The sequence below is a fragment of the Aerococcus agrisoli genome, assembly GCF_003797145.1.
Taxonomy (GTDB): domain Bacteria; phylum Bacillota; class Bacilli; order Lactobacillales; family Aerococcaceae; genus Aerococcus; species Aerococcus agrisoli.
Genome location: NZ_RKMG01000012.1, coordinates 18,758 through 41,893 on the forward strand (window position 1 = coordinate 18,758; position 23,136 = coordinate 41,893).

General features: G+C 38.2%; 20 protein-coding genes. 11 read left to right on the top strand and 9 right to left on the bottom strand.

What is annotated here, in order from left to right; all coding sequences use genetic code 11:
- Window positions 1-36: 36 nt before the first annotated feature.
- Window positions 37-1,104, top strand: a complete 1,068-nt coding sequence (locus EF384_RS04900) for an iron-containing alcohol dehydrogenase family protein (protein WP_123779869.1) — start codon at window positions 37-39, stop codon at window positions 1,102-1,104.
- Window positions 1,105-1,252: 148 nt separating this feature from the next.
- The gene (locus tag EF384_RS04905; RefSeq protein ID WP_123779870.1) at window positions 1,253-1,633 is read left to right on the top strand and encodes a VOC family protein; all 381 of its coding nucleotides are present in this window, start codon (window positions 1,253-1,255) and stop codon (window positions 1,631-1,633) included.
- Between the two features lie 63 nt (window positions 1,634-1,696).
- Here the strand turns inward: EF384_RS04905 and rpsR are convergent, their stop codons facing one another.
- The 9 genes from rpsR to dnaA form a co-directional block, all read right to left on the bottom strand.
- Window positions 1,697-1,936 (bottom strand): 30S ribosomal protein S18, encoded by a 240-nt coding sequence (gene rpsR, locus EF384_RS04910; protein WP_094518639.1) that lies wholly within the window; start codon window positions 1,934-1,936, stop codon window positions 1,697-1,699.
- 26 nt (window positions 1,937-1,962) lie between these two features.
- Window positions 1,963-2,514, bottom strand: a complete 552-nt coding sequence (ssb, locus tag EF384_RS04915) for a single-stranded DNA-binding protein (RefSeq protein ID WP_123779871.1) — start codon at window positions 2,512-2,514, stop codon at window positions 1,963-1,965.
- 36 nt (window positions 2,515-2,550) lie between these two features.
- Window positions 2,551-2,853 (bottom strand): 30S ribosomal protein S6, encoded by a 303-nt coding sequence (gene rpsF / locus EF384_RS04920; protein WP_070467755.1) that lies wholly within the window; start codon window positions 2,851-2,853, stop codon window positions 2,551-2,553.
- A 222-nt stretch (window positions 2,854-3,075) separates the two neighbouring features.
- Window positions 3,076-5,706: a DNA gyrase subunit A gene (gyrA, locus tag EF384_RS04925; RefSeq protein WP_123779872.1), complete on the bottom strand. Its 2,631-nt coding sequence runs from the start codon at window positions 5,704-5,706 to the stop codon at window positions 3,076-3,078.
- An 18-nt stretch (window positions 5,707-5,724) separates the two neighbouring features.
- The gene (gyrB, locus tag EF384_RS04930; protein WP_123779895.1) at window positions 5,725-7,665 is read right to left on the bottom strand and encodes a DNA topoisomerase (ATP-hydrolyzing) subunit B; all 1,941 of its coding nucleotides are present in this window, start codon (window positions 7,663-7,665) and stop codon (window positions 5,725-5,727) included.
- A gap of 120 nt (window positions 7,666-7,785) precedes the next feature.
- Complete coding sequence (gene recF, locus EF384_RS04935) at window positions 7,786-8,901, bottom strand: DNA replication/repair protein RecF (protein ID WP_123779896.1); 1,116 nt, start codon at window positions 8,899-8,901, stop codon at window positions 7,786-7,788.
- Complete coding sequence (gene yaaA, locus EF384_RS04940) at window positions 8,888-9,136, bottom strand: S4 domain-containing protein YaaA (protein WP_199445743.1); 249 nt, start codon at window positions 9,134-9,136, stop codon at window positions 8,888-8,890. The genes recF and yaaA overlap by 14 nt, the downstream gene beginning before the upstream one ends.
- A gap of 346 nt (window positions 9,137-9,482) precedes the next feature.
- The gene (dnaN, locus tag EF384_RS04945; protein WP_123779873.1) at window positions 9,483-10,634 is read right to left on the bottom strand and encodes a DNA polymerase III subunit beta; all 1,152 of its coding nucleotides are present in this window, start codon (window positions 10,632-10,634) and stop codon (window positions 9,483-9,485) included.
- A 231-nt stretch (window positions 10,635-10,865) separates the two neighbouring features.
- Complete coding sequence (dnaA, locus tag EF384_RS04950) at window positions 10,866-12,197, bottom strand: chromosomal replication initiator protein DnaA (RefSeq protein WP_123779874.1); 1,332 nt, start codon at window positions 12,195-12,197, stop codon at window positions 10,866-10,868.
- 736 nt (window positions 12,198-12,933) lie between these two features.
- Between dnaA and rpmH the strand changes: the two genes are divergently transcribed.
- The 9 genes from rpmH to rsmG all read left to right on the top strand — a co-directional run bounded on the left by rpmH (window position 12,934) and on the right by rsmG (window position 23,087).
- Window positions 12,934-13,068 carry a 50S ribosomal protein L34 gene (rpmH, locus tag EF384_RS04955; RefSeq protein ID WP_094518627.1) on the top strand — a complete coding sequence of 45 codons (135 nt, stop codon included), beginning with the start codon at window positions 12,934-12,936 and terminating at the stop codon, window positions 13,066-13,068.
- A gap of 46 nt (window positions 13,069-13,114) precedes the next feature.
- A complete protein-coding gene (gene rnpA / locus EF384_RS04960) occupies window positions 13,115-13,480 on the top strand; it encodes a ribonuclease P protein component (RefSeq protein WP_123779875.1) in 366 nt (121 codons plus the stop codon).
- A gap of 44 nt (window positions 13,481-13,524) precedes the next feature.
- Window positions 13,525-14,352, top strand: coding sequence for a membrane protein insertase YidC (yidC, locus tag EF384_RS04965; RefSeq protein ID WP_123779897.1), 828 nt, complete (start codon window positions 13,525-13,527; stop codon window positions 14,350-14,352).
- Window positions 14,353-14,367: 15 nt separating this feature from the next.
- A complete protein-coding gene (jag, locus tag EF384_RS04970) occupies window positions 14,368-15,318 on the top strand; it encodes an RNA-binding cell elongation regulator Jag/EloR (protein WP_123779876.1) in 951 nt (316 codons plus the stop codon).
- A gap of 288 nt (window positions 15,319-15,606) precedes the next feature.
- Window positions 15,607-16,836: a mechanosensitive ion channel gene (locus EF384_RS04975; RefSeq protein ID WP_123779877.1), complete on the top strand. Its 1,230-nt coding sequence runs from the start codon at window positions 15,607-15,609 to the stop codon at window positions 16,834-16,836.
- Between the two features lie 195 nt (window positions 16,837-17,031).
- Complete coding sequence (locus EF384_RS04980) at window positions 17,032-18,279, top strand: hypothetical protein (protein ID WP_123779878.1); 1,248 nt, start codon at window positions 17,032-17,034, stop codon at window positions 18,277-18,279.
- A gap of 453 nt (window positions 18,280-18,732) precedes the next feature.
- Window positions 18,733-20,124 (top strand): tRNA uridine-5-carboxymethylaminomethyl(34) synthesis GTPase MnmE, encoded by a 1,392-nt coding sequence (mnmE, locus tag EF384_RS04985; protein WP_123779879.1) that lies wholly within the window; start codon window positions 18,733-18,735, stop codon window positions 20,122-20,124.
- A 25-nt stretch (window positions 20,125-20,149) separates the two neighbouring features.
- A complete protein-coding gene (gene mnmG, locus EF384_RS04990; protein ID WP_123779880.1) occupies window positions 20,150-22,048 on the top strand; it encodes a tRNA uridine-5-carboxymethylaminomethyl(34) synthesis enzyme MnmG in 1,899 nt (632 codons plus the stop codon).
- 322 nt (window positions 22,049-22,370) lie between these two features.
- Window positions 22,371-23,087, top strand: coding sequence for a 16S rRNA (guanine(527)-N(7))-methyltransferase RsmG (gene rsmG / locus EF384_RS04995; RefSeq protein WP_123779881.1), 717 nt, complete (start codon window positions 22,371-22,373; stop codon window positions 23,085-23,087).
- Window positions 23,088-23,136: the final 49 nt, after the last annotated feature.

Genomic DNA, 23,136 nt, shown 5'->3' on the forward strand with positions numbered 1-23,136 from the left:
TGATTACTTTTATCAAGAAGAAAGAAGGAACGAAATATGTCTCTATCTGTAAATCTACCTAGTTTAACAATCGGTACTGATGCTTTCGATGCAATTGAAGAGTATTGCAGTCAGTTTGGTACGACTGTTGCGATTCTAGGGGGCGAAAAGGCCTTAGCAGCTAGTAAAGAAAAGTTATCTGCGGCCCTAGAAAAAACATCATTAGAAGTGCTTACTGTGCAAGTGTATGGTAAAGAGGCTTCTTATTCTAACGTTGAAAAATTAAAGGCTATCAAAGAAGTGCAAGATGCTGATATGATTTTTGCGGTAGGTGGTGGTCGTGCGATTGATACGATTAAGGTGGTTGCACGTGATTTAGACAAACCTTTATTTACGATTCCTACTTTGGCATCTGTTTCAGCACCTACTTCTGCTGTTTGTGTCATGTACCATGATAACCATGAGATGGCTGGTTTAGCTTTTAGAAAAGCGCCTGCTGATCATACCTTCATCGATACGCAAATCATCGCTGAAGCGCCTTATGAATACTTATGGGCTGGTATTGGTGACTGTATGTCTAAAGAAGTGGAAACAAGCTTCTCTTCTCGCGGTAGAGATTTATCTTTTGAAAACCGTTTAGGTGTAAATGTTGTAAAAGGTACGAATGATAAATTGATGGCTGCTGGTGCGAAAGCATTGGAAGCTGTGAAAAATCAAGATCCTAATAAGGAATTAGAAGAAGTAATCTTAGAAATCATCGGTGCTTCTGCTTATGCATCAGTACTTGTTGATAATGATATTAACTCTAATATGGCCCATGCTTACTACTACGGCTATACTGTATTGCCTCAAGCACATGAACACTTACACGGTGAGGTTGTATCTTACGGTATCTTATTATTACTTACTATGGACAAACAATTTGAATACCGTGACCGTATGAAAGCATTCATGGAATCTATCAAATTACCAACTAAATTGGCTGATCAAGGTGTAACAACTGAAGAAGAAGTACAACAATTAGTTGATAAAGCGATGACTATGGGTGACTTAACTTACTCGCCATACGAAATCACACGTGAAATGTTTGAACAAGCAATTAAAGATGTTGAAGCACTAGCATAATCCTATTTCTTCCTCCCAAATAGAAATAATCAATATGCATATTCAAATGTTGATGGGACCAGGCCGCGTTGCCTGGTCTTTTTTTGTGTGTTTATGAAAACGCCTTCTGTTATAATAGGGCTAAAGAAAAAGAATGGGGTGTTTCAACTTGAAGATTGAACATGTGGCGTTATGGGTAGATGATTTGGAAGGGATGCGTACTTTTTACGCCAAATATTTCGGTGCTAGTGTCGGGGAAAAATATGAAAATCCAAAAACGAGATTTTCTTCATACTTTCTGACGTTTGATGAGGGGAGTCGCTTAGAATTGACCAATAAAAAGCATTTAAGCCCCCGTATAGCCGATGCATTAGGTTATGGGCATATTGCCTTATCTGTAGGTGATAAAGCGGCTGTAGACGCAAAAACGGCCGAATTAGTGGCTGATGGCTATCCATTACTATCTGGACCCCGGACTACAGGGGATGGTTATTATGAATCTGTAGTCCAAGATCCTGAAGGCAACCTAATCGAGATTACGACCGATTAAATTATCTATATATACAAAAAAAACCATTTCATCATGAAGATGAAATGGTTTTTTGGGCTGGAATTAGTCAGCTGCTGTAAATGGAATTAAAGCCATAATACGAGCGCGTTTGATTCCTGCTGTTAAAGTACGTTGGTGTTTTGCACATGTACCTGTTACACGACGAGGTAAGATTTTACCTTTTTCAGAAATATAACGTTTCAATAAGTCTGTGTCTTTGTAGTCTACATGATCGATATGGTTAGCGCAGAAGAAACATACTTTCTTGCGTCTGCGGCCACCACCACGGCGTTGTGCTGCCATATTGTTAACCTCCTTTTCTTATACCATTAAAATGGTAAGTCATCATCGGTAACATTGATAGAACCACTGCCATCGTTTGAAGAAGGGAATGGATTATCGTTACCAGCATTAAATGAAGAGGAGCCTTGATTAAAGCTGCTTCCACCAAATGGATCAGCATCTTGGTTGTTATTGTAGCTGTTATTATTGGCATTATTGTTATTAAATCCACCAAAGCCGCTATTGTCATTAGTAGAGGCAGGGCGAGATTCAGTAACAGATTTTGATTCTAATAAGCTAAAGTTATCAACCAAAACTTCTGTAACGTATACACGTTGACCTTGGTTGTTCTCATAATTACGAGTTTGAATGCTACCTTCAACACCTACAAGGGAACCTTTACGTGTAAAGCGAGCAAAGTTCTCTGCTGCTTTACGCCAAATGACACAGTTAATAAAATCTGTTTCACGTTCACCTTGGGCATTTTTAAAGTTTCTCTCAACAGCAATGCTGAAAGAACCTACGGCAACACCACTTTGCGTAAAACGCACATCGACATCACGAGTCAAACGGCCGACCAGTACAACATTATTAATCATGAAATAACTCCTCTCTCACGAATTATGTATTGTTAATTAGTCTTCGATTTTTGTAATCATATGACGTAAGATATTGTCATTGATTTTGGCAAGACGGTCGAATTCGTTGATTCCTTCCGCATCGTCAGCTTCAATATCAACTAGATGGTAGATACCTTCTTTATAATCGTTGATTTCGTACGCAAGACGACGTTTTGCCCAGTCTTTAGATTCGTTAATTGTTACACCGTTTGAAGTTAAGATTTGATCGAATTGTTCAACCAAAGCTTTTTTAGACGCTTCTTCCATATCAGGACGAATAATGTATAAAACTTCGTATTTAGTTGTGTTTTCACTCATCAGACTTTTGCACCTCCTTTTGGTCTATTGGCTCTCAATACCTTTGAGAACAAGGAGAGTATATTAATACTCACAATAATATATGTTATCAAACATTCAATCAAAAAGCAAGATAAATATATCCTTTCAGTAATGAGAAAATGCTCATAAAAGCTTAAGTATGCGTATTTCTTTTAAAAAACGGCCGAGCGTCATTTTACTCAGCCGTTACTTTTTTATAAATTAGATATCATCCGGATCTGCATCATCTTCATCTTCGTCAACTTCGGCAGCATCATCTGCTAATACATCGTCTGCAAAAGCTTGCATACGGTCTTGCATTGCTTCAGATGGTGTGTCATTGATTTCAGTTGTTTCGCTGTTTTCACCAGTGACGTCAAGATTTGCTTCCGTCGTTTCATCTTCCTCTTCTAAGGCTTCCACCTTAGTGATGGTAGATACGATTGCATCATCTGCTAAACGGATCAAGCGAACACCCTGTGTTGCACGTCCTGTTTGCGAAATGTTGGCAACGTGGAAACGAATCGCTACTCCTTGGTTGGTCATTAACATAATGTCTTCTGGACCAGAAACAGTGGTTAAACCAACAAGGGCACCATTTTTCTCAGTGACATTGATTGTTTTCACACCTTTACCACCACGGTTTTTAATACCATATTCGCTGGCAGGTGTTTGTTTACCATAACCATTTTCAGTAACAACAAGGACGTTGTCATTTGGCGCAAGTACGGACATACCAATTACACGGTCATCATCTGATAAACGAATACCACGTACACCAGTCGCTGTACGACCCATACTACGGACATTTGTTTCAGAGAAGCTGACAGCATAACCATTGCGAGATGCGATGATTACATTGTCGTTACCGCTTGTTAGGATAACCTCAACTAATTCATCACCCTCAGCTAATTTCAATGCAATCAAACCATTGTTACGGATATTGAAGTATTCGCTGGCATTTGTACGTTTTACGGTACCATTTTTCGTTACGAATAATAGATGTTCATTCACATCTTCTTCGCCATCGTTGATTGGCGTTACGTTGATAATTGCTTGGACGGTTTCATCTTGTTGTAAGTTCAATAAGTTTACAACTGGGATACCTTTGGCTGTACGACCAAATTCAGGAATTTCATATCCTTTCGATTGGAATACACGACCTGTGTTGGTAAAGAATAGGACAATATCATGCGTTGATGTGGATAGCATGGTTTCGATGAAGTCATCATCGTTCATTGTCATCCCTTTCACACCGGTACCACCACGATTTTGGGCTCTAAATTCATCATCGCCCATACGTTTGATGTAACCATTTTTTGTTAAAGTAACGATAACATTGGTTTCTTCGATAAGATCTTCATCTTCGATATTGTTGATTTCGCCGACCATTAATTCAGTACGACGGTCATCACCAAACTTACCTTCGATTTCAACCAATTCATCGTAGATAATTTGGTAACGTAATTCTTCTGACGCTAAGACTTGGTTTAAGTAGTCGATTTGCGCCATTAATTCGTTATATTCTTTATCGATTTTTTCACGTTCCAAACCTGTTAAACGGACCAAACGCATGTCTAAGATGGCTTGGGATTGTTTATCAGACAGGTTATATTCTTCGATGAAACGTGTTTTGGCTTCATCACCTGAACGTGATGTACGTAAGATATTTACGATGGCGTCGATATGATCTAAGGCAATTTGTAAACCTTCTAGAATATGTGCTCTAGCTTCGGCTTTTTTCTTGTCAAAAATCGAACGACGACGGATGACTTCTTCTTGGTGAAGTAGGTAGTTTTCTAGAATTTCTTTTAAACTCAAGGTACGTGGTACACCATTTACGATGGCTACCATATTGATACCAAAGTTTGTTTGTAATTGCGTGTATTTGTATAGATTGTTGACGATAACAGATGCGCTGGCATCTTTACGACATTCAATCACAACACGCATACCTTCACGGCCAGATTCGTCACGTACAGCGGTAATACCGTCAATACGTTTGTCTCTAGCTAATTCAGCAATACGTTCAACCAATTTTGCTTTGTTGACCATATATGGAATTTCATGAACGATAATGCGTTCCTTACCGTTCGACATGGTTTCAATATCTAATTTGGCACGTACGATGATGGTTCCTTTACCCGTTTCGTAAGCCTTACGAATACCTGATTTACCTATAACGATACCGCCTGTAGGGAAATCGGGTCCAGGTAGGGCCTCCATTAAATCAGCAGTTGTGGCATCAGCATTTTGCATCAAAATTTTGATGGCACCGATAACTTCACTTAGATTATGGGTTGGAATGTTGGTTGTCATACCAACGGCGATACCGGTTGTCCCATTCACTAACAAGTTTGGGAAACGTGCCGGTAATACCTCTGGTTCACGTTCTTCACCGTCGTAGTTAGGAATAAAGTTAACCGTATCTTTATTCATGTCACGCACCATTTCATGGGCGATTTTACTCATACGTGCTTCGGTATAACGCATGGCTGCGGCTTGGTCACCATCGACTGAACCGAAGTTACCATGACCATCTACAAGCATATAACGGTATGAGAAGTCTTGGGCCATACGAACCATTGATTCATAGATGGCAGAGTCACCGTGGGGATGGTATTTACCCATAACGTCCCCAACGATACGTGCTGATTTTTTGAATGGTTTATCAGAGGTTACACCTAATTCATTCATGCCGTATAAAATACGACGGTGAACTGGTTTTAACCCATCACGTACATCCGGTAGGGCACGTGCCACAATAACAGACATGGCATAGTCAAGGAATGACGTACGCATTTCCTTGGATATCTCACGTTGTGGGAATTGTTTTTTTATTTCTTCACTCATGTAACTTTTCCCCTCTTTCTATAAATCAATGTTAGCGTAAGTGGCATTTTCTTCAATGAACTCACGTCTAGGTTCTACATGATCACCCATCAACATATTAATAATCAAGTCAGCTTCAACGGCATCATCTACTGTTACTTGAAGCAAGGTACGGTTTTCTGGGTCCATTGTTGTTTCCCATAATTGTTCCGCATCCATTTCACCAAGCCCTTTATAACGTTGAATTGCTGGTTTTGGTGTCGTTGGAATTGTTTTTAAGTATTCTTCTAAATCTTTATCAGAGTCTAGATATTGAATCTTTTTACCTTGGCGTACTTGGTACAAAGGTGGTACCGCGATATACACATAACCCGCATCCAAAATAGGACGCATGTAACGATAAATCAATGTTAATAATAGGGCACGGATATGTGCACCATCGACATCGGCATCGGTCATAATCACTAGTTTGTGGTAACGCGCTTTGGTAATATCGAAATCATTTTGCCAACCTGTACCCATAGCTGTAAATAATGAACGGATTTCTTCATTGGCCAAAATACGATCCATAGAAGCTTTTTCAACGTTCAAGATTTTACCACGGATAGGTAAGATAGCTTGGAAGTGACGAGAACGACCTTGTTTTGCAGAACCGCCGGCTGAATTCCCCTCAACGATGAATAATTCAGATTCTTCTGGGTTCTTACTTGAACAATCGGCTAGTTTCCCTGGTAAGTTGGAAATTTCTAAACCTGATTTTTTACGGGTCATTTCACGTGCACGTTTGGCAGCCAAGCGTGCTTTCGAAGCGATTGTCCCTTTTTCCACGATTTTACGTGCAGTTGCAGGGTTTTCTAATAAGAATTTTTCAAAATGGGCTGCGAACAAGTTATCAGTAATTGTACGCACTTCAGAGTTACCCAATTTCATTTTTGTTTGACCTTCGAATTGAGGATCTGGATGGCGAACGGATACAATCATAGTAATCCCTTCACGCACGTCTTCACCTGTTAAGTTGTCTTCATTTTCTTTGATCAATTTTTGATTGCGTGCATAGTTGTTAATGACACGTGTTAAGGCTGTTTTGGCACCAGACTCGTGGGTACCACCTTCAAAAGTATGGATGTTATTCGCAAAACTCAAGATATTAGAGTGGAAACCATCTGTATATTGAAGTGAAACTTCCACTTCGATACCATCTTGTTCATCTTCTAAATAGATTGGTTCTTCAAATAAGACATCTTTATCCTTATTCATGTACTCGATATATTCTTTAATACCACCTTCATAGTGATATGAAGCAGTGCGGTCATCCGCTGTACGCGCATCGTTAATTGAAATGCGTAAACCTTTGTTTAAAAAGGCTAATTCACGAATACGACGATTTAAGGTATCAAAGTCAAAAACAGTGGTTTCTTGGAAAATTTCAGCATCCGGTTTAAAGTGCACAGTAGTACCGTGTTTATCAGTATCACCGACTTCTTCTACGTCTTTGACGATAGCACCTTGACGGAATTCTTGGTGGTAGATACGGCCATTTTTATGCACGTATACATGTAACCATTCAGAAAGGGCATTTACTACTGAGGCACCAACCCCGTGTAAACCACCAGATACTTTATAACCGCCACCGCCGAATTTACCACCGGCATGTAGGACTGTAAAGACTGTTTCTAAGGCAGAACGGCCAGTGTTTGCTTGAATGTCGACAGGAATCCCACGACCATCATCCACAACCGTAATGGAATTATCTTCTTCAATCGTTACTTTGATGTGACGTGCAAATCCTGCTAGGGCTTCATCGATAGAGTTATCTACGATTTCCCAAACTAAATGGTGTAAACCACTTGCAGCTGTTGACCCGATATACATACCAGGACGTTTACGTACGGCTTCTAAACCTTCTAAAACTTGGATTTGACTGGCATCATAATTTTTGGCCAATTCTTGTTGTTTGGCTCTTTTTTCTTCTTCACTGATGACAATCTCAGCTTCATTATCAGCTTGATTTTGCATCATTTCGTTTTCTTCATTGTTTGCCATGTTTCCACTCCTATCACTTAACTAGGGAAGCCTAGACTAATCAATCACTATTAGTCGCTATTCGGCTATTTGTCCCGCATCAATATTAAATACTTTTGGTTCGTCGATTAATTCTCTTTGAATCCCTTCTAAACTTGTCGTCGTTAGAAAGGTTTGTACTTTGGATTGGATGGACTTTAAAAGGTGTGTTTGCCGTTCATTATCTAATTCACTTAAAACATCATCCAATAACAAAATTGGATATTCACCTAATAATTCGTGCATCAATTCAATTTCTGCTAGTTTCATACTTAACACTGTCGTTCGTTGTTGGCCTTGAGAGCCAAATTTTTGAACGTCACGACCGTTTACTTTAAAGGTCAAATCATCTCTGTGGGGACCAACTAAAGTCACGCCACGTCTTAATTCATGTTCCTTTTGCTCTTTAAATTTTTCCATGAGTTGGTCATAAATCACATCTTCACTCATATCCATGGTCAACTCAACCGGTCCACGATAACGCAGTGTTAACTCTTCCAATTGATGCGAGATAGTCGCATGGATTGGTTTCGCTAAATTTTCAAGCTGATCTATAAAATGTATTCGTTGATAAATCACGTGGGTAGCCGAAGTTGCTAGCTGTTCGGTCAGAATGTCTAAATAGACTTGATCTTTACTTTCATGATTCAATAATTGCTTTAAATATACATTTCGTTGTTTTAAGAGGTGATGATACTGTACAGATTCATATAAATATTTTGGACTCATCTGACCGAGTTCCATATCAATAAATTTACGTCTTAACTGCGGTGCACCCTTAATCAGTTCTAAATCTTCCGGGGCAAAAAGGACTACATTCAATTTGCCAATGTAGTCACTCATGCGACTTTGATCCAAATGATTCACTTTCGCTCGTTTACCAGATTTGGTAATGGTAAGTGTAAGTGGTAAATGCGGATTTGTTTTGGTTGCAACATTGCCCTCAATACGAGCAAATTCTTGCTGCCAACGAATCGCATCTTTTTCATTTGATGTCCGGTGGCTGCGCGCCAAAGACAACATGTAAATGGCCTCAAGTAGGGAGGTTTTCCCTTGCGCATTTTCACCGATAAAGACATTTACGCCTGGCGAAAAAGAGACATCTAGGTCATCATAATTCCTGAAATCTTTGAGTTGAATATCAGTTAGCTGCATGACCATCACCATGTGTTTCATGGCTTTCGATGATAAAGTCACCTTCTTCAGGTACTGAAATTGTCATACCTGGATATAATTTACGGCCACGACGATTGTCGTATTCACCATCGATAATGACATCATTTTCTTGTAAATACCATTTCGCTTCGCCACCAGTACCAATTGCACCAACTATTTTCAACAATTGACTTAAGGTAATGTATTCTTTATCAATTTTAATTGCTTGAGCCATCGTTTCACCCCACATTCAAGATTTGTTCGTTCTATTCTCATTACAAAGCTGTCTATTCATAAAAATAAATCGTCGTTTCTAACTTTTTGGAGTCGCGCATTTCGGCTCAAGCAGATTCAACGATTTAGCTTCATTTATACCTCTTAATTATACGCTAAATTGGCTAATTTAGCAAATAAAGGGGCTATAATTCATTTTTTGCTTTTTATCTAGGAAATACCATGTTTATATCGTATACGCCTTAAAAGCCAAAAATTGGCGCATTTTTTATATAGGGGCATAAAAAAAGACCAAATCCGGTCAAATGGACTTGGTCTTTTATTTTTTGTTCTATCTTTAAGCGAAATTAAGCTCTTGGTGTACGAATTGGGGTAATCAATTGTACAAAGTTGAAGTTATCTGTTTGATCACTTGGTAATAAAGTAAACGGATGTGACGGTGATTGGAAACCGATGGATACGTTTTGTTGGCCAAATGATTTCAAGGCTTCACGTAGGTAGTCGGGGTTGAATGAGATTTCAAGTGCGTCACCCTCAGCTTTTACAACATTGATGGATTCTTCAACGTTACCAACTTCGGCAGATTGACTTGATAACACGATGTCGTCGTTTGTAATGGTTAGACGAACGACATTATTTTTCCCTTCATGACTCAAAATCAAGGCACGTTCAACAGCGTTTACTAATTCGCTGGCAGATACTTCGATAGTTGTTGAGTGTTCAGTTGGTAATAAGCGGTCTGTGTTTGGATAGTTACCTTCAAGTAGACGTGAATATAGGTAGATATTACGTGCTTTGAATAGTACTTGGTTATCTGTAACCATCATTTCGATATCTTCATTATTGTCGACAATACGGATTAATTCTTGTAATGAACGACCAGGAATGTTGATGTCTAATACTTCGTCACCTGCGTTTTCAGGCATTGTTAATGGCATGATACGTTGGCTCAAACGGTGTGAGTCAGTTGCAACAGCTTTTAATTCGCCATTTCCAATTTCAAAATGGATACCAGTGAAGATTGGACGGATTTCTTGGTTAGATACAGAAATAATTGTTTGGTTTACAACTTGTTTGAAAGTATCAGTTGGTAGTGAGTATGTTTGTTTTGCATCAATTTCTGGTAAGCGTGGGTATTCATTACCATTTACACCTTTTAGTTTGAAAGATGCGCGATCTGATGTGATTTCAGTTTGGAAGTTATCAATCACTTCAACATTCATGATATCAGAAGGTAATTTCTTAACAATTTCACCTAAAAATCTAGATGGTAAAACAATATCACCAGTATTTTCAATTTTTAGTTTATTGTCATCATCTTTTGCATCGATAAATGCTTCGATTGAGATTGTTGCATCAGAACCTGTTAGGTAAATACCTTCTTCTTTTGCAGAAATTTTAACCCCTGTCAAAACTGGAATGGTAGTTCTTGAACTGATAGCTCTTTGAACGTCTGTCAAATTTTGAATGAATACAGATCGATTAATTGAGAATTTCATGTGTGCGCTCCTTATATATAAATGAATTATAAATAAAAAAATAGTAGTAGTAATAGGTCCTGTTAATCCTGTTGATAACTTAGCCAACACTAGACGGGTATTACTTTTCCACATGTGTATATCTTGTGGAAAAACAGAGAGGTTATGAACAATTATCCACAACCTCTTTTTCTAGTCTCTATTTTAGCATAAGTCATCCGATTAACAGCAGTATGCGATGCATATCTACGATTATTTTTCTAATAGTCTACGAATGCTGTCAACATCGCGTTCTACTTCACTTTTTTCTTCGATGTCTTTTTTAATTTTTTCATAGGCATGTAACACGGTTGTATGGTCTTTACCACCGAACTCTTGGCCAATTTTTGGTAATGAGGCATCTGTTAGTTCGCGGCTTAGATACATGGCAATTTGGCGTGGTACTACGATTTGTCGTACACGTTTTTTACCTTTTAGATCAGATACTTGCAGATTGAAGTACTGTGCTACGGTGTCTAGAATATTTGGAATACTTGGCGAATTGCTCTTCACATTACGTTTGTAATTGCGAAGGGCTTTTGCTGCTGTATTCGGTGTTAAATCTTCCTGATTCATTACGGCAAAGGCTTGTACGCTAGTTAAAGCACCTTCTAATTCACGGACGTTGGAATCGATTTGACCTGCAATATATGACAAGGTGTCATCAGGAATTTGCAAGCCATTTACGTTGGCTTTGTTACGTAAAATCGCAATTCGCGTTTCTAAATCTGGCGGTGTAATGTCAGTTGAAAGTCCTTGTTTAAAGCGGGATACAAGACGATCTTCCAATTCTGGAATCTGACTTGCATCACGGTCGCTAGTTAGGACGATATGTTTATTGTTGTTATATAGTTCGTTAAATGTATGGAAGAATTCTTCCTGGGTTGATTGTTTATTCCCAATAAATTGGATGTCATCAACTAATAACATATCTACTGAACGATATTCTTTATGGAAGGCATCTGTTGTGTTCTTCCGAATCGCATTAATGAAATCATTGGTGAATGTTTCACTAGAGACATATTTAATTTTGGCGTTCGGATTTGTCCGTAATACTTCATGTCCAATTGCTTGCATCAAGTGTGTTTTACCTAGGCCTACACCACCAAAGAAGAATAGGGGATTGTAGTCACGTCCGGGTCCTTCAGCAACGGCTAATGCAGCGGCATGAGCCATTTTGTTGCCTTCTCCGACGACAAAATTATCAAAGGTATATTTAGGATTTAAAAGGTAAGAGCCGTTATTTTCATTATTATCGGATGTATTTACTTGAATATGATTTGATGACGGTGTAGCTTCTGTCTTCAAACTTACAATTAAATTCACGTCATGATTTAAGTATTCAAATAATACTTGTCTAATCTGAATCGAATAATGTTTTTCAATATGATCCTTATGCAGCGCTGAAATAGCTTGCAAATACAAGGTATCATTCTCAAAAGCAACGGGTTCTAAGTCTTTAATCCAGGTGTCGAAACTTGTTTTAGGCAACTCTTCTTTGAAGTATTTGGTGACATGATCCCAAATTTGGTTCAATTCACTCATATAATTCATAGCTCCTTATTCTGCATAAATTTCTATATTTATATAGATATTAATTTTAAATCGACGAATGGATTAGATTCGTAAAGCTAATACATAATATCATGAAAAAACAAGGTTTTCCACAGAAAATTATGGATGTGTATAAAATTTATCCCAATATTTTGAAAACTTTATCCACAGGTTGTGAATAATTCTGTGAAAATAAATCATGAAAATGATACTGTGCATAATTTTGAAGATATAAAGCTTGTTATATAGGTGTTTTCATCAAGTTGTCCACAGGTGGGGATAAGTTTTGCAAAACTGGGGATATGTTGATAGGTGCTGGTAAAAGCCTGTGGATGAAAAGAAGAAATTTTACTTTGTGAACAGGCCTGTACAAAGTTCGTACACATTTGTGAATAAATTTTAACACGTTGTGATTCACATGGCTTGTGAAATTTTAAAAATGAGTTTGTGAAAAATGAAATCTAAAATTATGCTCATGTTTCGATTATGTTTTGATTGTTCATTTGATTTCATGTAAAATAGGGGAGAAAGTGAAGAGATGGTCTTCAAAAAAACCAATGTTTGTACAAAAAGTCTTGTTATGACCCGATAAATATGCTAAAATTGTGATTACGAGTGCGAATTTCGCATCTGAAATTGAATTTCGACTTTTTATTGTATATAATATTACAGTCGTTTTGTATTGACTAAAAAACGAAAGATTAAACCCTAACAGGAGGTGCAACTAATGAAAAGAACATACCAACCAAAAAAACGTCATCGTCAAAAAGTTCATGGCTTCCGTAAACGTATGAGTACTAAAAACGGCCGTCGTGTTTTAGCAGCTCGTCGTCGTAAAGGAAGAAAAGTTGTTTCTGCATAAGATCACATAATCATGTGGTCTTTTTTTATTAAGGAGGCGAACTTACGTGCGTAAATCATTTAGAGTAAAATCTGAAAAAGATTTTGGCAACGTATTTCATAGTGGTCAAAGTACCGCTAATCGTCAATTTGTGGTTTATAAGTTGAAGAAAGAGCAAGCCCATTTTCGAATTGGCATTTCTGTTGGTAAGAAAATTGGAAACGCTGTTACGCGTAATGCAGTGAAACGAAGAATTCGTCAAAGTATTACGGAACTCAAGCCGCAAATTGAATCTAACTACGATTTTATCGTTATTGCCCGTAAGCCTGCTGCAGAAATGACAACAGCTGAAGTGAAAAAAAGTTTGATTCATGTGCTTTCTTTGGCAAAAATTTACCGACCAAACGAAGAGGATGCGAAATCTGAGGCATAACCACATGAATAGTAGAATTCGTGGAGGATTTGTAAAAATTGAATATTCGAAGTAAAAAAATGTGGAAGATGTTAGCCATCGTAATGGGTGCTGTCATCTTTTTGGCAGCTTGTGGTACTACACCGATTGATGCCAACTCAACAGGTATTTGGGATCGTTACATTGTTTATAATTTCTCTCGTATTATCATTTGGTTGTCTGAACTATTTGGTAACTACGGTATCGGTATTATTGTCTTTACCTTGATTATTCGGGTTCTTTTAATCCCTTTAACCAAATATCAAACACAAAGCACTGAAAAGATGCAAATGATGCAACCTGAATTAAAAGAGTTGCAAGAAAAATACGCATCTAAAGACCCAGAAACACAACAAAAATTACAAGAAGAAACAGCTAAGTTAAATGAGAAGTATGACTACTCAATGTGGGCTGGCTGTTTACCAACGTTGATTCAATTACCAATTTTGATGGCTTTATACCAAGCTATCTCAAGAACTGAAATTTTGAATGAAGGTCACTTCCTATGGTTACAATTAGGAAATCCGGATCCATATTTCATTGTACCGGTAATTGCTGCTATCTTAACTTGGTACAATACTCGTTTGACTACTATTAATACGGCAGGTAACAATTCTTCTATGGCTATGATGCAATGGACGATGCCAATCATGATTTTAATCATGGGTGTTGGTCTACCGTCTGCCATCTCACTTTACTGGGTAGCTTCAACAGGTTTCACGATTGTACAAACGCTTATCATGAGTAACCCGTACAAAAAACGTGAAGCACGTGAAGAACAACTACGTAAAGAAAGAGAATTGGAACGTCGTTTAGAAAAAGCCAAACGTAATCCGAGTGGTAAGAAGAAATAGCAGGAGGTTTTTGTATTGAAAACTGAAAAATTTGAAGCAACTTCAGTGGATGCTGCAGTTGCAAAAGGTTTGCAATTACTTCATTTAACGCGTGAGGATGTTACAGTGCAAGTCATTCAAGAACCTAAAAAAGGTTTCTTAGGTATTGGCGCTAAAAATGCTGTTGTAGCATTAACTTATAACGAAGCGGATGTCGCGGTTGAAAGCGAAGAATTGTTAGATTTTTCTACTTTCCGTCGTACGGCACCAGCTGAGGATGAAGTATCGGAAGAAATCGTACAAAATGAATCAGTTGTTGAAGAGACAATTGAAGCTGAACCAGAAGTCGAAGCAAGTGAAGTAACAACACCTGCAACAGATGAACCATCTGTCGAAACTGTTGAAGCGCCCCTTGAAGCAATGGAAACACCAGTTGAAAATGATGAAGTAATCGAAGCGGATAACGAAGAACTTTCAATTGAAGCAGAAGCAGTTGATGCTACTGAACAAAGTGAAGAAGATTTAGTAGATGCAGATTACCGTGATGTTGAATATGTCGCTAGCTATATCATTGATGTCTTAAAGGCATACTTGGTGGATGCTACGATTAATGTTGAAGATCGTGGCCGTGAAGTAATCTATAACATTCAAACCGAGAAAAAAGGTCTTGTTATTGGTAAACACGGTAAAATCATTAATTCATTAGAAACTTTGGCTCAAGTCATGACACACCAACATGTGCGTCCACACGTTCGCGTTACTGTGAATGTAGGAAACTATCGTGAACGTCGTCATGAAATTTTGACTAGATTAGCCCGTAAAACAGCTGACCAAGTGGCGAAAACAAAACGTCCAGTTGTGTTAGAACCACTACCAGCTACTGAACGTAAGATTATCCATGCACAATTAGCTAAGTATTCTTACATCTCAACACATTCAGAGGGTAATGAACCACATCGATATTTAGTTGTTTCATACAATGATTAAATTTATAGAAAGGTAAGGATCTCGTATCCTTGCCTTTTTTCTTTGCCTAAAATGTTGATTTAGTAACATTTTCACTGAAATAAAATACAATAAAAGTGATGGATTGTATTATAATTGTATTTTTAAATTTAATAAAATAATCAAAGTGTTGATATGATAAAGAATATAAAATAACCTTTATTATATTGTCTGATTATAACTTATAAATATAGTAAAATAGAGAAGTCTTAAGAATTTCTTTATAAAGTAAGGAAATTATATTTTTACATCAAAAGGAGATGGAGAAAAATGGATTTTTCTAGTTTATGGTCAGGTTTCATCGGAAGCCTACCAGCAGTAGTTGGGGGGATTGTGTTAATCCTCGTTGCTTGGCTAGTAGCTGTATTAGTAAAAAATGCAGTTTCTAAAGGGTTAAAAGCAGCAGGTTTAGGCAATCGTTTTGTTCAATGGCATCTTGCTGAATCTGCAAGTCAAGCAGAGGCAACATTTGATACGATTGGTCAAATTCTATACTACATCGTTTGGGTATTATTCTTACCTGGTATTTTCGAAACATTTGGTTTAACATCAATCGCATCACCAATTCGTGATATGACTGCTACTGCCTTAGCCTTTATTCCGGCTATCATTGGTGCCATCATCATCATGATCGTTGCCGTTGTTGTTTCTCGTTTAGTAAAACAATTGGTTTACTCTTTAGTGAAAACAATCAATGTTGACAAATACGTAGCAAAATTCACTGGTAACAAAGCACAAAATGGTCAATCAACGGATACAATTGCAAATGTACTATCTTGGATGGCTTACATTGTAGTGTTCGTACCAATTGCCGTAGTTGCGCTTGAAACACTAGGTATTTCTTCAATCGCACAACCAATTATTGGTGTGTTAAATAGTATTGCAGCTGCCATTCCAAATATCTTAGTTGCTGTAATCTTATTAGCTGTTGGTTTAGCAATTGCTAAAGTATTAGGCGATTTAGTGAAAAACTTGTTAGAAGGTACTGGTTTAAACAACCTATTTAACCGTGAAACAGGTGATAAAGCGCCAAACATCAATATCTCTGAAATTATTGGTCAAGTAGTTGCTGTAGTTGTAGGTTTATTCTTCACTGTTGAAGCTTTAAATGCTTTAGACTTAGCAATCTTGAATACAGTTGGTGCAGCAATCATTGCTTACTTGCCAAATGTATTAATCGCTTTAATCATCTTAGGTTTAGGTATCTTCGGAGGTCGCTTCGTTGGTGACTTAGTGAATAAAGCAAGTGCTGGTAAATGGGTTGGTGAAATCATCAAAGGTGTCTTCATCGTCTTCTCAGTATTTATGGCTTTAGACCAATTAAACTTTGCAAATAGCATTGTGAACATGGCCTTCCTATTCATCATCGGTGGTTTATCAGTTGCCTTTGCCTTATCATTTGGTTTAGGTGGACGCGATTTTGCCAAAAAACAATTGGAAAAATTAGATCAAAAAATTGAAGAAGAAACACATTCAAACAATGATAACAATCAATTCTAATGTGTGCATCTTGCGAAAATAAGGAAGAGTCAGGGCTGAAAAGTCCTGGCTTTTTTCTTGGGTAATGTATAGAAGATATGCTGTCAGTGTAAAACTTAAATGATTGATAAGATTGTACATATTCCTTTATTTAGCTAATGGAAGCGTATACAATTATAGATGAAGAAACAATGGTATAGATTGGGGGGCTTTGAAATGATGATGAAAAAGTTAGGGTTATTACTGGTAGGATCAACAATCCTACTATCTTCATGTAGCTTATTTGATAGGGGTCAAGGTAATGGAGATATTTACGGATCATCTTCGTCATCTCAAGTGGTGAGTGAATCATCAGAGTCTAGCTCCTCAAATAGTAGTCAATCAAGTGTTAGTACGTCTAGTCAATCAAGTTCATCCACTACATCAAGTCAATCAAGTCAATTAAGTAGTTCGTCAAGTGAGGCTGCTTCAAGTTCCTCATCTGCTAGTTCATCTTCAAGTGTCGTAGCGGATAGTGTGGCTGCTTATTTCCCCTTAAGTAAAGGTTATAATGCCTGCTTTACAGGGGATGGTATTGAATATTCTAGCTTTAAGCGAACCTATGATTTTATCGATGGCAATCTGCTATATATGCGTTCAGATAATGGTGGTACCACGACGTTAGAAGTGTTGCGTATAACGGATGACAAGGTTCAATCCCTATTCCATAGACCGGAAGCCTACGCTCATGAAGCGATTCCGCAAGATATGGTCACACAAATGGATGAACCAGGTACGATTTACCTACAAGCACCACTAAAAGTTGGCAATAAATGGCAGACTACAGATGCTAGTCGAGAAATTACGGGCATGGATGTAGCGATTAAAACACCTACGGGTAACTATAAAACCATCGAAGTGATTGAGAAACGAAAAGATGGTAGTACGCGAACCGAATACTATGCTAAAGATGTTGGTCTTGTATATGCGGTAGACGAATTGAAAGGTGACAGTGGGTATCGTGTAACACAAAGTCTTAGCAAATTAGCCTATAAAGGTTGGACTGAGCCATTACCATATCAATTTGTGACGGGGCCGGATGCTTTTGGTACAGCAACTGAAAAAGCCTGGATGACAACCAATACATCCATGGCCCTCATTTTCACAGAAATGTTTCAAGGCAAATATACAGTGGATGAGGTAATCATGCCGAATAAAGCAAGCATTCAAAGTATTACGACCAATGGACAGATGTCTGGGCAAGGTAAGGAAATCACGGTTGATTTTACCGGTGATATCGCCAGCTTAGCGACGGATGATTTAGGTAAAGAAAAAATGGATGCGATGATTACGAGCATTGATCAATATTATAATGCGGATAATGTAATCGTTACAGTGAATGGTAAACTGATGGATATTCAAAATGTGGTGACCCTAACTAAGGAAGCACCATATTATCCAATTGAACAAGGAAGTCAAATGTAGATATGTAATTAGGATGCGAATTGCTTTTTCTCGCATCCTTTTTAGTTGAGTTCGCTTGGGCAGACAGGTCTCCACTTCGGAAATATTTGCAGCAAGCTCTGCTTGCTACTGCATATTCCCTCCAGTGTTACCTGTCTAAATGCCCGCGCTCTCATCCTTTTCATTTGCTTTATATGAAATAAGCGTTTATAGTTTACAATTGAAGAGGTATTGCGTATAATACCCAATGTATANTGCCCGCGCTCTCATCCTTTTCATTTGCTTTATATGAAATAAGCGTTTATAGTTTACAATTGAAGAGGTATTGCGTATAATACCCAATGTATAAAATTTATGTCTGACAGTCAAAGTGTCTTTCTACCGGTTCCAAGAGTGAGGGGTAGATTGGGCGCTTTTTTATTTGCACAAATATAAACAATATTAGATAAATTCTCCATAGAAAGGAAGTTATGCATGATTACAAGTGGTTTTGATACAATTGCGGCGATTTCATCTGCACCAGGCGAAGGCGCGATTGGGATTGTTCGTCTATCTGGCGACAATGCTTTAGCTATTGCCGATAAGGTATATCATTTAGGAAAGAAAAAATTAAGTACACAAGATTCTCATACGATTCATTATGGTCATATCGTTGATCCAGAAAATGGACAAGAAATTGATGAGGTGATGGTAACGGTAATGCGTGAACCAAAAACCTTTACTCGTGAAGACATCGTTGAAATCAACACACATGGTGGGATTGTGGCAACAAACCGCGTACTAGAATTGGTATTACGCGAAGGTGCAACATTAGCCGAGCCAGGTGAATTTACCAAACGTGCCTTTTTAAATGGCCGTATCGATTTAACTCAAGCAGAAGCTGTAATGGACTTGATTCGTGCAAAAACAGACCGTTCTATGGACTTAGCAGTCAAACAATTAGACGGAAACTTATCTCATTTAATCGAAAACTTGCGTCAAGATATCCTAGATACGCTTGCCCAAGTAGAGGTAAATATCGACTATCCAGAATACGATGATGTTGAAGAAATGACCTTGAAATTATTGAGTGAGAAAACAAAACTCATTAAAGAACGTATTGAAGGTCTATTATCAACTGCTAAACAAGGGAAAATCTTACGAGATGGTATTTCAACTGCCATTGTTGGGCGTCCAAATGTAGGGAAATCTTCATTATTGAATACACTTTTACATGAAGACAAAGCTATCGTAACAGATATTGAAGGAACAACCCGTGATACGGTTGAAGAATACATCAATATTCGTGGGGTACCTTTGAAATTAGTGGATACAGCAGGTATTCGTGAAACGGAAGATGTTGTAGAACGTATTGGGGTGGAACGCTCTAAGAAAGCTTTGGAAGAAGCTGAATTAGTACTGTTACTATTGAACCAAGCTGAACCACTAACAGACGGTGACCGTGCTTTGCTTGAATTAACGCAAGATCATAAACGTATCATTATTATGAATAAAATCGACTTACCTAACCAATTAATGAAAGAATCATTACTTGAATGGGTTGAAGAAGATGAAATCATTGCGACATCAATGACTACCCAAGAAGGTATCTCAGAACTTGAAGCAAAAATTGCGGATTACTTCTTCTCAGGTCAATCTGGTGAACGCGATGCGACATATGTATCGAATGCACGCCATATCGACTTGTTACAAAAAGCGAGCCAAGCCCTTGATGAAGTAGCAATGGGTGTTGAAATGGGTATGCCAGTTGATTTGATTCAAATCGATTTTACTCGTGCGTGGGAAATCTTAGGTGAAATTATCGGTGAAAATGCACCGGATGAATTATTAACACAATTATTTAGTCAATTCTGTTTAGGAAAATAATCAGAAAAAAGGAAAGGGTGAAAAGATGCAAACTTATGAAGCAGGAAAATATGATGTCATTGTAGTTGGTGCCGGTCATGCAGGAAGTGAGGCAGCACTAGCAGCAGCGCGTATGGGTGCTGAAACAATGCTAATTACCATTAATATTGATATGGTCGCTTTTATGCCATGTAATCCATCAATTGGGGGACCAGCTAAAGGTGTCGTTGTACGTGAAATCGATGCCTTAGGTGGCGAAATGGGCCGTAATATTGATAAAACATACATCCAAATGCGTATGTTAAACACAGGTAAAGGGCCAGCAGTACGTGCCTTGCGTGCGCAAGCAGACAAAGACCAATATGCCAAAGAAATGCGTAAAACCATTGAAGGACAAGAACACTTAACTTTACGTCAAGGTTTAGTGGACGATTTAATCATCGAAGATAACGTTGTAGCTGGTGTTGTGACAAACACAGGAGCAATCTACCGCGCTAAAGCCGTTGTTTTAACAACTGGTACAGCAGCTCGTGGTCAAATTATCATCGGTGACTTGAAATATTCTTCAGGTCCAAACAACTCGCAAGCAGCTGAAAAATTAACTGGTAATTTGGCTGAAAAGTACGGTTTTGATATTGCACGTTTCAAAACAGGTACACCACCACGCGTCGACAAACGTACAATCAACTATGATGTAACAGAAATTCAACCTGGTGATGAAGCGCCTAACCATTTCTCATTTATGTCTAAAGATGAAGACTACCTACCATTATCAGAACAAGTACCTTGTTTCCTAACTTACACAAACGAAGCAACACACGAAGTCATTCGTGAAAACTTGTACCGTGCACCAATGTTCACGGGTATTGTGGAAGGTGTTGGGGCACGTTACTGCCCTTCAATCGAAGATAAAATTGTACGTTTTGCGGATAAACCAAAACACCAAATCTTCTTAGAGCCTGAAGGATTAGACAATGAAGAAATCTACGTTCAAGGACTATCTACTTCACTACCTGAAGATGTACAAAATGAAGTGATTCATTCAATCAAAGGTTTGGAAAATGCACGTATTATGCGTACTGGTTATGCAATTGAATACGATGTAGTAAAACCAAATCAATTGAAAGCTAACTTAGAAACGAAAAAAATTGCGAACTTATTTACTGCAGGTCAAACAAACGGTACATCAGGTTATGAAGAAGCTGCAGGTCAAGGTTTGTATGCTGGTATTAATGCCGTATTAAAAATCCGCGGTGAAGAACCATTTATCATTGGCCGTGACCAAGGTTACATGGGTGTCATGATCGATGACTTAGTAACAAAAGGAACAACTGAACCTTACCGTTTACTAACTTCTCGTGCAGAATACCGTTTATTATTACGTCATGACAATGCAGATGTACGTTTAACTGAGCAAGGTTACCAATTCGGTTTAGTTTCTGAAGAACAATACCAATTGTACAAATCTAACCAAGCACAAGTAGCAGAAGAATTAGAACGTCTATCAAATACACGTTTGAAACCAACTGCTGAATTACAAGCTTACTTAGCAGAACGTAATTCTGCTGAATTAAAAGATGGTATCATGGCTGCTGATTTATTACGTCGTCCGGAATTAAAAATCGGCGATATCTTAAAATTTGCACCAAGTGATAAAGAATTATCACGCCAAGTAACCGAACAAGTTGAAATTCAAATCAAATATGCTGGTTATATCGTGAAAGAACAACGTAAAGTTGAAAAACTACACCGTTTAGAACAAAAAGAAATTCCTGAAGATATCGACTGGGATGCAATCGAAAGCCTAGCAACTGAAGCACGTCAACGTTTGAAAGAAATCGGACCACGTACCTTAGCACAAGCTAGCCGTGTATCAGGTGTAAACCCTGCAGACGTATCTATTATCATGGTTTACCTACAAGGCGGACACGTCGCACGAGTATAGTAAGGATGTGAGGACCGACGCTCAGAAAGCCACCGGTGGAAGAATAGTGCCGTGGCACACACAGTGTGACGCAAACTATTCTCGAAGTGGAGACCTGTCTGCACAAGCGAACTCGACTTCACAGGATGAGCGCGGTCTCAATTTCATAGAAAGAGAGGAAGTTTGGATAATGTATTTTATCCATGCTTCTCTTTTTCTGTGTCTATTTATTTTCACCTCTATGGTATACTTTAGGGGCAGAATGCGTGAAGCTTCAAACAAGTCTTCACTTGAGTATTCGAATGTCTATGTCATCCGAAATTTAAAAAGAAAGTAGTAGTTTATGAATCCAGAAATGTTTCAAAAAGCCCTTGCTGAAGCAGGGATCCAATTAAATGACCAACAAATGGCACAATTCAATCGTTACTTTGAATTGTTAGTCGAATGGAACGAAAAGATCAATTTGACCGCTATTACTGAACGTGATGAAGTGTATTTAAAACACTTTTATGATTCATTAACAGTGGCAATGCATGTGCCAATGACTGGTGACAACTATCGTTTAGTTGATGTCGGATCAGGTGCAGGTTTCCCAAGTATTCCATTGAAAATTGCTTTACCTGAGCTAGATATTACGATTGTCGATTCATTGAATAAACGTATTCATTTTATCGAAGAAGTAGTGAAGGAATTAGGTTTGGAAGGCGTACATGCCTACCATGATCGTGCTGAAACCTTTGGCCAAAATCCAGCATTTAGAGAACAGTTTGATTTTGCTACAGCACGTGCAGTTGCACGTTTGAACTTGTTGGCTGAATTCTGTTTGCCGTTAGTTAAGAAACACGGGCAATTTTTAGCCATGAAAGCGCAAAGTGCTGACGAAGAGATTGAAGAAGCGAAAAATGCCATTGCTACACTAGGTGGGAAGTTCTTAGAAGATATTCAATTCGATTTACCAGAAGATGCTGGGCAACGTCACATCTTACGCATTGAAAAGGCAAAAGAAACGCCAAACAAGTATCCGCGTAAACCCGGAAAACCAGCGAAAAGTCCGCTTTAAAGAGGAAATAACAAGTATTTTTGCAAATGCTTGATTTACTTGAACATGG

Coding starts and splice junctions, on each gene's coding strand:
- EF384_RS04900 (WP_123779869.1), top strand. CDS start 37: ATGTCTCTATCTGTAAATCTACCTAGTTTAACAATCGGTACTGATGCT.
- rpsR (WP_094518639.1), bottom strand. CDS start 1,936: ATGGCAGCACAACGCCGTGGTGGTGGCCGCAGACGCAAGAAAGTATGT.
- ssb (WP_123779871.1), bottom strand. CDS start 2,514: ATGATTAATAATGTTGTACTGGTCGGCCGTTTGACTCGTGATGTCGAT.
- rpsF (WP_070467755.1), bottom strand. CDS start 2,853: ATGAGTGAAAACACAACTAAATACGAAGTTTTATACATTATTCGTCCT.
- gyrA (WP_123779872.1), bottom strand. CDS start 5,706: ATGAGTGAAGAAATAAAAAAACAATTCCCACAACGTGAGATATCCAAG.
- recF (WP_123779896.1), bottom strand. CDS start 8,901: ATGCAGCTAACTGATATTCAACTCAAAGATTTCAGGAATTATGATGAC.
- yaaA (WP_199445743.1), bottom strand. CDS start 9,136: ATGGCTCAAGCAATTAAAATTGATAAAGAATACATTACCTTAAGTCAA.
- dnaN (WP_123779873.1), bottom strand. CDS start 10,634: ATGAAATTCTCAATTAATCGATCTGTATTCATTCAAAATTTGACAGAC.
- dnaA (WP_123779874.1), bottom strand. CDS start 12,197: ATGAGTGAATTGAACCAAATTTGGGATCATGTCACCAAATACTTCAAA.
- rpmH (WP_094518627.1), top strand. CDS start 12,934: ATGAAAAGAACATACCAACCAAAAAAACGTCATCGTCAAAAAGTTCAT.
- EF384_RS04975 (WP_123779877.1), top strand. CDS start 15,607: ATGGATTTTTCTAGTTTATGGTCAGGTTTCATCGGAAGCCTACCAGCA.
- EF384_RS04980 (WP_123779878.1), top strand. CDS start 17,032: ATGATGATGAAAAAGTTAGGGTTATTACTGGTAGGATCAACAATCCTA.
- mnmE (WP_123779879.1), top strand. CDS start 18,733: ATGATTACAAGTGGTTTTGATACAATTGCGGCGATTTCATCTGCACCA.
- mnmG (WP_123779880.1), top strand. CDS start 20,150: ATGCAAACTTATGAAGCAGGAAAATATGATGTCATTGTAGTTGGTGCC.
- rsmG (WP_123779881.1), top strand. CDS start 22,371: ATGAATCCAGAAATGTTTCAAAAAGCCCTTGCTGAAGCAGGGATCCAA.